This window comes from Pseudocitrobacter vendiensis (genome assembly GCF_943590815.1).
Taxonomy (GTDB): Bacteria; Pseudomonadota; Gammaproteobacteria; order Enterobacterales; family Enterobacteriaceae; genus Pseudocitrobacter; species Pseudocitrobacter vendiensis.
In genome coordinates, this window is the sequence record NZ_CALSBS010000003.1 from 138,681 (window position 1) to 151,257 (window position 12,577).

A 12,577-nucleotide genomic window follows, 5' to 3' on the forward strand; every position below is an offset into this window, starting at 1 on the left:
AAAAGATGTCCTTACGATCATATATAAAAATAATCAACCTGTGGGGAAGATGACGTAAATGTAATACAGCTATGTACATTACACGATTGTAATGAATTTGTTTCTTAAGGTGTGCTAGCTTCATTTCATTGTAAGAGGATGAACCAGTAATTTAATTTAAATCGGTTCTCGAATTCTGTCAGTAACCATACTTTAAATAAGGGAACGCGCATGCTGTTGAAAACGTCTCGACGAACTTTCCTGAAGGGGTTAACCCTCTCTGGCGTAGCCGGAAGTCTTGGCGTATGGAGTTTCAATGCGCGTTCCAGTCTGAGCCTGCCAGTTGCCGCATCCCTGCAGGGTACTCAGTTTGACCTGACCATTGGTGAAACGGCCGTCAATATCACGGGCAGTGAGCGTCAGGCCAAAACAATCAATGGAGGCCTGCCGGGGCCCGTTCTTCGCTGGAAAGAAGGTGACACCATTACCCTGAAGGTCAAAAACCGTCTTAATGAACAGACGTCCATTCACTGGCACGGCATTATTCTTCCGGCCAATATGGATGGTGTTCCGGGGCTGAGTTTTATGGGCATAGAGCCTGATGATACCTACGCTTACACCTTTAAGGTTAAGCAGAACGGGACTTACTGGTACCACAGCCATTCCGGTCTGCAGGAACAGGAGGGGGTATACGGTGCCATTATCATCGATGCCAGGGAGCCAGAACCGTTTGCTTACGATCGTGAGCATGTGGTCATGTTGTCTGACTGGACCGATGAAAATCCTCACAGCCTGCTGAAAAAATTAAAAAAACAGTCGGATTACTACAATTTCAATAAACCAACCGTTGGCTCTTTTTTCCGTGACGTGAATACCCGGGGGCTGTCAGCCACCATTGCCGATCGGAAAATGTGGGCTGAAATGAAAATGAATCCGACTGACCTCGCGGATGTCAGTGGCTACACCTACACCTATCTCATGAACGGGCAGGCCCCGCTGAAAAACTGGACCGGACTGTTCCGTCCCGGTGAAAAGATACGCTTACGGTTTATCAACGGCTCGGCGATGACCTATTTCGATATCCGTATCCCCGGGCTGAAAATGACGGTCGTGGCTGCAGATGGCCAGTATGTAAACCCGGTTACCGTTGACGAATTCAGGATTGCCGTTGCCGAAACCTATGATGTCATTGTGGAGCCTCAGGGTGAGGCCTATACCATCTTCGCACAATCCATGGACAGGACCGGTTACGCTCGGGGGACACTGGCCACGAGAGAGGGGTTAAGTGCTGCCGTTCCCGCCCTCGATCCCCGCCCTCTGTTGACCATGGAAGATATGGGTATGGGAGGAATGGGACATGATATGGCAGGAATGGACCACAGCCAGATGGGAGGCATGGATAACAGCGGAGAGATGATGTCTATGGACGGTGCTGACCTTCCGGATAGCGGGACATCCTCCGCGCCCATGGATCACAGTAGCATGGCCGGTATGAATCATTCCCAGATGGCCGGAATGCCGGGTATGCAAAGTCATCCTGCGTCAGAAACGGATAACCCACTGGTTGATATGCAGGCGATGAGCGTCTCTCCGAAATTAAACGATCCGGGTATTGGTCTTCGAAATAACGGAAGAAAGGTTCTCACGTACGCGGATTTGAAAAGCCGCTTTGAGGATCCTGACGGACGTGAACCAGGCCGCACCATAGAACTGCATTTAACCGGCCACATGGAAAAGTTTGCCTGGTCATTTAACGGAATCAAGTTTTCAGATGCCGCACCGGTGCTGCTGAAATACGGTGAGCGGCTCAGGATCACGCTGATCAACGATACCATGATGACTCACCCCATTCACCTGCATGGTATGTGGAGCGATCTGGAAGATGAAAACGGTAATTTCATGGTTCGTAAACACACAATAGATGTTCCCCCTGGTACAAAACGCAGTTACAGAGTGACAGCAGATGCACTTGGACGCTGGGCGTATCACTGCCATTTGCTCTATCACATGGAAATGGGAATGTTTCGTGAAGTCCGGGTGGAGGAATGATGCGAATGAAGAGAAATTTGAAGGCCATACCTGTTCTGGTCGCCGGTTTGTTTACCTCACAGCTTTCTATTGCGGCGGGCTTCGTCTCTGCAGATCCCCACGCCGGGCACGACATGTCTGCCATGCAGATGCCAGCAGATGAGAATTTCACTGAGATGACGTCAATGGAGCCCATTGTAACCGAGAGCAGAACGCCAATTCCGCCTGTTACCGATGCCGACCGGAAGGCTGCATTCGGCAATTTACAGGGGCATGCGATTCACGACAGTGCGATTAATTATCTGGTTCTGCTGGATCAACTGGAATGGCAACGGTCGGATAACACCAACAATTTCAGCTGGAGTGTTAACAGCTGGATTGGAGGCGACACAGACCGGCTTTGGCTAAAGAGCGAAGGCGAACGAAGCAATGGGGAAACGGAGGCGGCTGAAGCGCAGTTACTCTGGGGACATGCGGTTGGCCCCTGGTGGGATTTGGTTGCGGGTGTCAGGCAGGATTTCAGACCTGCTTCTGCCCAGACCTGGGCTGCTGTCGGTTTTCAGGGGCTGGCACTCTATAATTTTGAATCTGAAATTACGGGGTTTGTCAGTAATGGCGGAAAAGCAGCCCTTCGTCTGGGAGGAGAATACGACGTTTTACTGACTAACCGGCTCATACTCCAGCCATCCTATGAGGTGAATTTCTACAGTCAGGATGATGAATCGCGGGGTCGCGGCAGGGGACTGACTGACACAGAACTGGGGCTCCGGCTGCGCTATGAAATACGCCGTGAGTTTGCACCCTATATAGGCGTTTCCTGGAATCAACTTTACGGGAAAACATCCGATATGGCGAAAAGAGAAGGTGAGAAAGACCATCAGGTAGTATTCCTGGCGGGAGCCAGAATCTGGTTTTAACGCACCGATATAAAACACTCAACTAAACAGGTAAATAAAATGTCGATTTTAAATAAAGCCATTCTTACAGGTGGCCTCGTTATGGGCGTTGCTTTCTCTGCTATGGCCCATCCTGAATTAAAAAGTTCTGTCCCGCAGGCAGATTCAGCCATAGCGGCCCCGGAAAAGATCCAGCTTAATTTCACAGAAGATCTGACTGTGAAATTCTCAGGGGCTAAATTAACAATGACCGGGATGAAAGGCATGTCATCCCATTCGCCAATGCCAGTCGCGGCAAAAGTGGCACCAGGTGCTGACCCTAAATCAATGGTCATTATCCCACGAGAACCTCTGCCAGCCGGCACTTATCGTGTTGACTGGCGCGCGGTTTCTGCAGATACACACCCTATTACCGGCAATTACACTTTTACAGTGAAGTAATATTATGAACGACCTGATTATGATTGTTATTCGTTTTCTTCTTTATCTTGATTTGATGGTAATATTTGGATTGCCATTTTTTCAGATATATGGAATAAGCAGTGTCAGACATGAAACGTATAACCTGACTAATTTCAGGTCGTTTATAACCTTTGCTGTTGTTGCAGGCATCATTCTTACTGGCATTAATATGCTCCTGGTATCTAATGCCATGAGCGGAGTAACTGATCTCAGAGAATTATCTATCCATATTATCGAGATGGTGATAGAAGAAACGGATGTAGGTATTAGCTGGATTGTCAGACTCTGTGCCCTGTTTACCACTCTCGGTGCTTTGTTCCTTTACACTAATAAGAGAGTATTGTCCTGCCTGCTGATGACGATGAGTGGGGGCGTGGCGCTGGCTACACTTGCCTGGGGAGGACACGCCGTCATGCATGACGGTCTGCATTACTATCTCCATTTACTGAGCGATCTGACTCATCTCGGCGCTGCAGGTGCCTGGACAGGTGCTCTGGTTGCATTTGCTATCCTGCTGATGCGCAGAAACGCGCATAATGCACAGAGCGTCATTGTGATATCTGACTCCCTGGCAAAATTTGCCACGGCAGGTACGGTGATTGTTGTAGCCCTGATCCTGAGTGCGCTGGTCAACTATCTGTATATTGCTGAGGGTAACTTAAACCCCTTATTCAACAGCTCCTGGGGGGGGATATTGCTTGCTAAGACGGCTCTGTTTGTTCTGATGCTTCTTCTGGCTGCAGCAAACCGGTTTCACCTGGGTCCCCGGCTTGAAGTTATGGTCAGGGAAGGGAATTATGATCGCAGCGTTGCCCTGATGCGAAACAGCATCCTGACAGAATTCGTTGTTGCGATTATCATTCTGGGCGCCGTTGCGTGGCTCGGAATGCTTGCTCCGTCTCAGGTCAGCTAGGGGACAGCCAAAGCTCATGCGTGAGATTTTTACTTTCATATCAGCGAGTTGACCATGCAGCGTATTTTAATCGTTGAAGACGAACAAAAAACAGGTCGTTACCTGCAGCAGGGACTGATTGAGGAAGGCTATCAGGCCGATCTCTTTAATAATGGCCGCGATGGTCTCGGGGCCGCGTCGAAGGGACAGTATGATTTGATAATACTGGACGTGATGCTGCCTTTCCTCAACGGGTGGCAAATCATCAGCGCACTGAGGGAGTCCGGGCATGAAGAACCGGTCCTGTTTTTAACCGCAAAGGACAACGTGCGGGACAAAGTGAAAGGACTGGAGCTTGGCGCAGATGACTATCTGATTAAGCCCTTCGATTTTACAGAGCTTGTTGCACGTGTAAGAACCTTGCTGCGACGCGCCCGCTCGCAGGCCGCCACAGTTTGCACTATCGCCGATATGACCGTTGATATGGTGCGCCGGACCGTGATCCGTTCGGGGAAGAAGATCCATCTCACCGGTAAAGAATACGTTCTGCTTGAGTTGCTGCTGCAACGCACCGGAGAAGTGTTACCCAGGAGTCTTATCTCGTCCCTGGTCTGGAATATGAACTTTGACAGTGACACGAATGTGATTGATGTCGCCGTGAGACGCCTGAGAAGTAAAATTGATGATGACTTTGAGCCAAAACTGATCCATACCGTTCGTGGTGCCGGATATGTCCTGGAGATCAGAGAAGAGTGAGGTTCAAAATTTCCCTGACCACGCGCCTGAGCCTGATTTTTTCTGCAGTGATGCTTACGGTATGGTGGTTATCCAGTTTTATGCTGGTGAGCACCCTGAATGGCTATTTCGATAATCAGGACCGCGATTTTCTGACAGGTAAACTTCAGCTCACCGAAGAGTTTCTTAAAACAGAGACGTTCCGGAACAAAACGGATATTAAGTCATTATCAGAAAAAATAAACGATGCGATGGTAGGGCACAATGGTTTATTCATTTCTATAAAAAACATGGAAAATGAAAAAATTGTTGAACTTTATGCCAAAAATTCTGTTGTTCCAGCGGTCCTGCTTAATAAGTCGGGTGATATTCTCGACTATATGATCCAGACGGAAGAAAATAACACCGTGTACCGCAGTATCTCGCGGCGGGTTGCCGTGACGCCGGAACAGGGTAAAAGTAAACATTTCATCATTACGGTTGCCACGGATACTGGGTATCACACCCTGTTTATGGATAAGCTCAGTACCTGGCTGTTCTGGTTCAATATCGGTCTGGTCTTTATTTCTGTTTTTCTGGGCTGGCTGACCACACGTATTGGTCTGAAACCGTTACGGGAAATGACCAGTCTGGCTTCCTCCATGACCGTACACAGCCTTGATCAGCGTCTTAATCCCGATCTGGCTCCACCGGAAATCTCTGAGACCATGCAGGAATTCAATAACATGTTCGATCGCCTGGAGGGGTCATTTCGGAAACTGTCAGATTTCTCGTCTGACATCGCGCATGAGCTGCGCACACCAATCAGTAATCTGATGATGCAGACGCAGTTTGCACTGGCTAAGGAAAGGGATGTTTCGCATTACCGCGAAATTTTATTCGCTAACCTGGAAGAACTGAAAAGGTTGTCACGAATGACCAGTGACATGCTTTTTCTGGCACGTTCAGAGCATGGTCTGCTGCAGCTGGATAAACATGATGTAGATCTGGCAGCCGAACTGAATGAATTACGTGAGTTATTCGAGCCCCTGTCAGACGAAACAGGAAAGACAATCACGGTTGAAGGAGAGGGCGTTGTTGCCGGAGACAGCGATATGCTGCGACGTGCTTTCAGTAACCTGCTTTCCAATGCAATCAAGTATTCTCCCGATAACACCTGTACAGCGATACACCTTGAGCGTGACAGTGACTGTGTGAACGTGATGATTACGAATACGATGTCTGGCCCGGTTCCCGCTAATCTGGAACGCCTGTTTGACCGGTTCTATCGCGCAGACTCATCTAGGGTCCACAATACGGAAGGTGCGGGGCTGGGATTATCAATTACAAGGTCGATCATTCATGCTCACGGCGGCGAGCTGTCAGCAGAACAGCAGGGGCGGGAAATTGTGTTCAGTGTGCGTCTGTTAACGGATTAATACTGTTATTCAGTAAAAATCCGGAAGGTGACAAAAATGTCATCATTTAGTCACGCGATAAACAGAGGCGGTTTTTTATAATCAGTCATAAATCAGGAGCAACGTGATAATTCAATCGCCCGGTTCCTGGCGTGATGATTAACCAGCCCTGAGATCAAATGCTTTCTCTGTTATAAGCATTGATTGTTCGGGTATGAAAACACCGGAGACCCAACCATGAAAAAAATTCTTGTATCCTTTATTGCCATGATGGCTGTCGCTTCATCTGCCTGGGCTGCAGAGACAATGAACATGCATGACCAGGTAAATAATGCCCAGGCGCCTGCCCATCAGATGCAGTCATCCGCTGAAAAAAGTGCAGTTCAGGGGGAGAGCATGAAAATGATGGATATGAGCGGTCACGATCAGGCCGCTATGTCCCATGAAATGATGCAAAACGGCAATTCTGCCGCCCATCAGGACATGGCTGAAATGCATAAAAAAATGATGAAAGCCAAACCTGAGAACACCCAAGAAACTGCTAAGCCATTTTCCGAAATGAGCGAGCATGAGAAAGCTGCTGTTGTGCATGAGAACGCGAAAAATGGCCAGTCTTCCGTTATTCATCAGCAGCAGGCGGAAAAGCATCGTAGCCAGGTTACCCAGAATTAACCCGCTGCTCCACTTGTCAGACCCTCATTTGATGCCGAAGTCACTGGTTTACGCTCCTTTCCGGGAGCGTTTTTTTGTAACATAAACCACTGTCATTGAGAATAAGCGTTGTTCCAGCACCGTCTAGCAGCTCCTGAAATTCCTGAGAGGATGCTGTGAGCCTCAAAAGTTAGACACCAGATCAAAAACTGAGGGCGTATGGCAAAATTTTCATTGGAATTCAAAAAGGAAGTGTCAGTGAAGTACCTGGAAGATGAGTTGAGTTTGAAATCTGTAGCCAGGATGTACGGCATCAGCCCCTGCACAGTAAGAAAATAGGTTTATGCCTACCGGGAGCATGGAATAGGCGTACTTACGGGTAAAGGTTCTGAACTTTAACTAGGGCTCTGTATGGGGTATGAGAAACCAGCTGTAAAAATCTTACCATCATGTGTCTCTAGGTGTTTGTATGATGGTACAAACTAGCTCGCTTAGGACTTAGATAAGGAAACGTAACCCGTCGAATTGGTGCTGTTGTCGGAAGATGCCCGACTAAATGGACTCTGTTTTATGGATTTTAGTGCAACGCTTATTCCACTCTATAGTCAGCGAGGAACGCTGATCCTACCCACGTAAGGTGGATACCATCTTAAGCGAAGATCTGTTTTTTCAAATTGTTCCGGGCTGAGACCACCACTGGCACTGCTGGCGTCGCCAGCGATTGTAATTACACTCGACGTAATTAAAACACTTTTTCTCTCAAGTTAGCAGTTAATTAGCTATGCCTGTTTTAACAGGGATAGTCTCAACTAATTTTTACCTGATAACATAACTGGCTGTTTGGTCTCGATGTTTTTGTAAATGGCGAGTTAATTAAAAAATACTTTAAAAACAGCATATTACAATGTTATTTTCTTCGGTGATTTACCAAAAAAGAACGGTGTAGGTGAAGCACAGCCCGCTTTGGGCTGTGCTATTATGCCGGTTGTTTTAGGCTATTGATATAATCCGCATACCACTGCATCATCTCTCTTCTCCCTTCCAGATACTGAGCATGGTTATATGTTCCACGAATCGCGTTTTTATCGACATGCGCAAGCTGTGTTTCAATCCACGCCGAGTTAAAGCCTTGCTCATGCAGAATAGTGCTCATTGTGTGGCGAAAACCGTGCCCAGTTATCCTGCCTTTATACCCCAGCAACTCAATCACCTGATTAACGCTTTCCTTGCTGATAGGCTTGAGAGGATCGTTTCGACCGATAAAAACCAGCGGATAATGCTTCGATATCGGTTCAAGCTGTTTAAACAGCGCAATGACCTGCTCTGAGAGCGGTACAACATGGGGCCGTTTCATTTTCATCACTTCTGCTGGGATTTCCCATAACTTTGCCTCAAAATTGATATCCTCCCAACGGGCGAAACGCAGCTCCTGTGTGCGTACACCGGTTAACATAATGATTTGAGTCGCTGTCTTCGTGATAACACTGCCGGTATAGCCCGCTAGATCGTTAAGGAAGTTAGGAAGTTCAATGGCAGAAAGGAAGGGGAAATGTACTTTTTTCGGCGTAGCTAAAGCGCTAGCAAGGTCGGGGGCGGGGTTGTAGTCGGCCCGACCAGTGACAATTGCATAGCGGAACACCTCACCGCAACGTTGACGGACTTTGCGCATCTTCTCGAGCGCTCCGCGTTTCTCCATTTTACGCAAAGTTTCCAGTAGTTCCATTGGCTTAATTTCAGCAATAGGGCGCTTGCCGATGTAGGGGAAGATGTCTTTCTCGAAGGTCTCGATGATTTCAATGCGGTAACGTAGTGACCAACGGTCGGCTTTAGACTGGTGCCATTCACGTGCGACAGCCTCAAAAGTGCTTTTCAGACTCATTTGCTTGGCTATTTTCCCCTCTTTCTTCACTTCGCCCGGGTCGCCTCCTGCGGCAAGGATTTTCCTAGCTTCACTACGTTTTTCACGTGCGTCAGCCAGAGATATATCAGGGTAGACACCAATAGAAAGCATTTTTTCTTTACCAGCAAAACGATACTTCATACGCCAGTACTTTGAGCCATTGGTATTAGTCAGCAGATACATACCTCCACCGTCAGCTAGCTTATAAGGCTTTTCTTTTGGTTTTGCTGTTTTGACTTTAACATCAGTTAGTGCCATCACGCCCTCCGGTTTTTGATGAGTTCATCCTCCATGGGGACTTACACTAGTAACCTATCTGATACCCCCACCCCTTGTATAACAAAGGTGTTGTTTAAACCTATTGTTATATATCATATTTTTCACATTATGGGGGTTCCGAAGTTTCGGTAGGGAAATAACACCCCCTAATGCACCCCCAAAAAATGCTTGATGTAGGTTTAGTTCGATTGAGTTTGGGACACGATGAAGCCTGATATACAAGGGGTTAAGAAAGAGTTATTGACTTCGAGAGAGCTCAGAAGAGGTTAATTGGCGGAAGATCACAGGAGTCGAACCTGCCCGGGACCGCTGGCGGCCCCAACTGGATTTGAAGTCCAGCCACCTCACCGGAGATGACGATCTTCCGCGCCTCGATTGCTACATGGAGGCGGGGCGCATTATAGCTACTTTCAGGCATTTACCACATCTTTTAATGCACCTTTTTTGGATTCATTTGGTACAAATCACGCGTGTGAATGTTCCCCTCAGAACAAAACCTCATAAAATCCGCAAGTTACACTTCGACACACCTTCCAGTCCTACTGCGATCACAGAAATTAAGAAACGTAATTTGATAACGAGATATCGGAATTCATCTTAGCGGTCGGATGGTTTACAAAACCGTAACCGGTACCAGCGTGGCGTCGGCTCAAGAAAGATTTCGACATGAAAAGCGAAGTTTTATCCGTCAAAGAGAAGATTGGCTATGGCGTGGGCCTGCTGGCTGGCCGTACCCGCAGTCGTTGGGGTAAGTTCCGCCCGTGGGTATTGTTTGGCGCGCTGCCGTTTGGCGAGGTGTGTGTACTGGCCTACAGCACGCCACCTCTCAGCCTGAACGGCAAAATGATCTATGCCGCCATAACTTACACGCTGCTGAGCCCAATCATTGCGAAGCGCTACTACACCCTGAAAACGCCTTTCTTGCTGAAAATTATGGGCGAGCTGGCGCAGGGCGCACGTCGCAATCAACAAGAATTTGAACACGTACCCGAATCAAAATTATTACAGAGTTAGGAGGACGAATTATGAAAATCAGTGATGGAAACTGGCTGATCCAACCGGGTCTCAATCTTATCCACCCCATCCAGGTGTTCGATGTCGAGCAACAGGGTAATGAGATGGTGGTTTATGCCGCGCCGCGCGATGTGCGTGAGCGTACCTGGCAGTTGGATACGCCAATGTTTACGCTGCGCTTTTTCGCCCCGCAGGAAGGCGTGGTCGGCGTACGTATCGAACACTTCCAGGGTGCATTAAATAACGGCCCACACTATCCGCTGAACGTCCTGAAAGACGTGAAAGTTGAAATGCAGAACACCGCGGAATTTGCCGAGCTGAAAAGCGGCAACCTGAGCGTGCGGGTCACGAAAGGTGAATTCTGGTCACTCGATTTCCTGCGCAACGGCGTACGCATTACCGGTTCTCAGGTGAAAAACAACGGCTATGTACAGGATGGCAACACCGGTAAAAACTACCTGTTTGAGCGTCTGGACCTGGGCGTGGGTGAAACGGTTTATGGCCTGGGCGAGCGCTTTACCGCACTGGTACGTAACGGTCAGACGGTAGATACCTGGAACCGTGACGGCGGCACCAGCACTGAACAGTCCTACAAAAACATTCCGTTCTACATTACCAACCGCGGTTACGGTGTGTTGGTAAATCACCCGGAAAACGTCTCGTTTGAGATTGGTTCTGAGAAAGTCTCGAAAGTGCAGTTCAGCGTGGAAGGCGAATATCTGGAATATTTCGTCATCGACGGCCCGACACCAAAAGAGGTGCTCAACCGCTACACGCAATTTACCGGCCGCCCGGCACTGCCGCCAGCGTGGTCCTTCGGCCTGTGGCTTACCACCTCGTTCACTACCAACTACGATGAAGCGACCGTAAATAGCTTTATCGACGGTATGGCAGAGCGCAACCTGCCGCTGCACGTTTTCCACTTCGACTGCTTCTGGATGAAAGCCTTCCAGTGGTGTGATTTCGAGTGGGACCCGGTGACCTTCCCTGACCCGAAAGGCATGATCCAGCGCCTGAAAGAGAAAGGGTTAAAGGTCTGTGTGTGGATCAACCCGTACATTGGCCAAAAATCACCGATCTTCCAGGAACTGAAAGAGAAGGGCTATCTGCTTAAACGCCCGGACGGTTCAATTTGGCAGTGGGATAAATGGCAGCCAGGATTAGCGATTTATGACTTCACCAACCCGGATGCCTGCCAGTGGTACGCCGACAAACTGAAAGGCCTGGTGGATATTGGCGTCGACTGCTTCAAAACCGACTTCGGCGAACGTATCCCAACTGATGTGCAATGGTTTGACGGTTCCTGTCCGCAGAAAATGCACAACCACTACGCCTTTATCTACAACGAACTGGTGTGGAACGTGCTGAAAGAGACCGTTGGCGAAGAAGAGGCGGTGCTGTTCGCCCGTTCCGCGTCCGTGGGTGCGCAACAGTTCCCGGTTCACTGGGGAGGGGACTGCTACGCTAACTACGAATCGATGGCGGAAAGCCTGCGCGGCGGCCTGTCGATTGGCCTCTCTGGCTTCGGCTTCTGGAGCCATGATATCGGCGGCTTCGAAAACACCGCCCCGGCGGATGTCTACAAACGCTGGTGCGCATTCGGCCTCTTCTCGAGCCATAGTCGCCTGCACGGCAGCAAATCCTACCGTGTACCGTGGGCCTACGACGAAGAGTCCTGCGACGTGGTGCGTTTCTTCACGGAAATGAAGTGCCGCATGATGCCGTACCTCTACCGCCAGGCTGCGCTGGCGCATGAGCAGGGCACACCGATGCTACGCGCGATGATGCTGGAGTTCCCCCACGACCCGGCATGCGACTACCTCGATCGCCAGTATATGCTCGGTGATGCCGTGATGGTGGCGCCAGTGTTCTCGGAAGTGGGTGATGTGCAGTTCTACCTGCCGGAAGGCCGCTGGACGCACCTGTGGCACAACGATGAAGTACAGGGCAGTCGTTGGCATAAACAACAGCACGACTTCCTGAGCCTGCCGGTGTATGTCCGCGACAACACTCTGCTGGCGCTGGGCAACAACAACCAGAAACCGAACTACGCGTGGCATGAAGGTACCGAATTCCAGCTCTTCTGTCTGGATGATGGCCGTGAAGCTCTCTGCATCGTTCCAGCGACGGAGGGTTCCGCTGCATTCACCCTGAAAGCGGTGCGCGCGGGTAACACCATTACGGTGACCGGTGAAGGCAGTGCGCGTGACTGGACGCTGTGCCTGCGCAACGTGCAGCAAATTAGCGGTATTAAGGGCGGCGCACATGCGGGAAGTGAGTTGGGCGTGGTGGTGAAAGCGCAGAGTAATACGCTGACGATCACACTTTAATTCACGCCTTATGC

9 protein-coding genes, 1 tRNA gene and 1 pseudogene are annotated in these 12,577 nt (G+C 49.3%); 9 read left to right on the plus strand and 2 right to left on the minus strand.

Going from position 1 to position 12,577, the window contains the following annotated elements; translation table 11 throughout:
• Window positions 1-210 precede the first annotated feature (210 nt).
• From pcoA to NMC31_RS05305, 7 genes are all read left to right on the plus strand, one after another.
• Window positions 211-2,028, plus strand: a complete 1,818-nt coding sequence (gene pcoA / locus NMC31_RS05275) for a multicopper oxidase PcoA (protein WP_253897206.1) — start codon at window positions 211-213, stop codon at window positions 2,026-2,028.
• Between the two features lie 5 nt (window positions 2,029-2,033).
• Window positions 2,034-2,924, plus strand: a complete 891-nt coding sequence (gene pcoB, locus NMC31_RS05280; RefSeq protein ID WP_253897207.1) for a copper resistance outer membrane transporter PcoB — start codon at window positions 2,034-2,036, stop codon at window positions 2,922-2,924.
• Between the two features lie 39 nt (window positions 2,925-2,963).
• Window positions 2,964-3,344: a copper resistance system metallochaperone PcoC gene (gene pcoC / locus NMC31_RS05285; protein ID WP_253897208.1), complete on the plus strand. Its 381-nt coding sequence runs from the start codon at window positions 2,964-2,966 to the stop codon at window positions 3,342-3,344.
• A gap of 55 nt (window positions 3,345-3,399) precedes the next feature.
• The gene (pcoD, locus tag NMC31_RS05290) at window positions 3,400-4,278 is read left to right on the plus strand and encodes a copper resistance inner membrane protein PcoD (protein WP_327621812.1); all 879 of its coding nucleotides are present in this window, start codon (window positions 3,400-3,402) and stop codon (window positions 4,276-4,278) included.
• A 54-nt stretch (window positions 4,279-4,332) separates the two neighbouring features.
• Window positions 4,333-5,013, plus strand: a complete 681-nt coding sequence (pcoR, locus tag NMC31_RS05295) for a copper response regulator transcription factor PcoR (RefSeq protein ID WP_061284930.1) — start codon at window positions 4,333-4,335, stop codon at window positions 5,011-5,013.
• Window positions 5,010-6,410, plus strand: coding sequence for a copper resistance membrane spanning protein PcoS (gene pcoS, locus NMC31_RS05300; protein ID WP_253897209.1), 1,401 nt, complete (start codon window positions 5,010-5,012; stop codon window positions 6,408-6,410). Before pcoR ends, pcoS begins: the two co-directional genes overlap by 4 nt.
• Before the next feature lie 216 nt (window positions 6,411-6,626).
• Window positions 6,627-7,061, plus strand: a complete 435-nt coding sequence (locus NMC31_RS05305) for a PcoE/SilE family metal-binding protein (protein ID WP_253897210.1) — start codon at window positions 6,627-6,629, stop codon at window positions 7,059-7,061.
• Between the two features lie 955 nt (window positions 7,062-8,016).
• On the opposite strand, the gene NMC31_RS05310 is transcribed toward NMC31_RS05305, so the two are convergent.
• Both NMC31_RS05310 and NMC31_RS05315 read right to left on the minus strand, forming a co-directional pair.
• Window positions 8,017-9,198, minus strand: a complete 1,182-nt coding sequence (locus NMC31_RS05310) for a tyrosine-type recombinase/integrase (protein ID WP_253897211.1) — start codon at window positions 9,196-9,198, stop codon at window positions 8,017-8,019.
• A gap of 292 nt (window positions 9,199-9,490) precedes the next feature.
• Window positions 9,491-9,585, minus strand: a tRNA-Sec gene (locus tag NMC31_RS05315).
• A gap of 300 nt (window positions 9,586-9,885) precedes the next feature.
• Between NMC31_RS05315 and NMC31_RS05320 the strand changes: the two are divergent.
• Both NMC31_RS05320 and yicI read left to right on the plus strand, forming a co-directional pair.
• Window positions 9,886-10,098, plus strand: a pseudogene (locus NMC31_RS05320) (MFS transporter); the annotation flags it as partial.
• Window positions 10,099-10,244: 146 nt separating this feature from the next.
• Complete coding sequence (gene yicI / locus NMC31_RS05325) at window positions 10,245-12,563, plus strand: alpha-xylosidase (protein WP_253897212.1); 2,319 nt, start codon at window positions 10,245-10,247, stop codon at window positions 12,561-12,563.
• The last annotated feature ends 14 nt before the right edge of the window (window positions 12,564-12,577 follow it).

Excerpts from the sequence above, each read along its gene's own strand:
- pcoA (WP_253897206.1), top strand. The coding sequence starts at position 211 with ATGCTGTTGAAAACGTCTCGACGAACTTTCCTGAAGGGGTTAACCCTC.
- pcoB (WP_253897207.1), top strand. The coding sequence starts at position 2,034 with ATGAAGAGAAATTTGAAGGCCATACCTGTTCTGGTCGCCGGTTTGTTT.
- pcoC (WP_253897208.1), top strand. The coding sequence starts at position 2,964 with ATGTCGATTTTAAATAAAGCCATTCTTACAGGTGGCCTCGTTATGGGC.
- pcoD (WP_327621812.1), top strand. The coding sequence starts at position 3,400 with ATGGTAATATTTGGATTGCCATTTTTTCAGATATATGGAATAAGCAGT.
- pcoR (WP_061284930.1), top strand. The coding sequence starts at position 4,333 with ATGCAGCGTATTTTAATCGTTGAAGACGAACAAAAAACAGGTCGTTAC.
- NMC31_RS05305 (WP_253897210.1), top strand. The coding sequence starts at position 6,627 with ATGAAAAAAATTCTTGTATCCTTTATTGCCATGATGGCTGTCGCTTCA.
- NMC31_RS05310 (WP_253897211.1), bottom strand. The coding sequence starts at position 9,198 with ATGGCACTAACTGATGTTAAAGTCAAAACAGCAAAACCAAAAGAAAAG.
- yicI (WP_253897212.1), top strand. The coding sequence starts at position 10,245 with ATGAAAATCAGTGATGGAAACTGGCTGATCCAACCGGGTCTCAATCTT.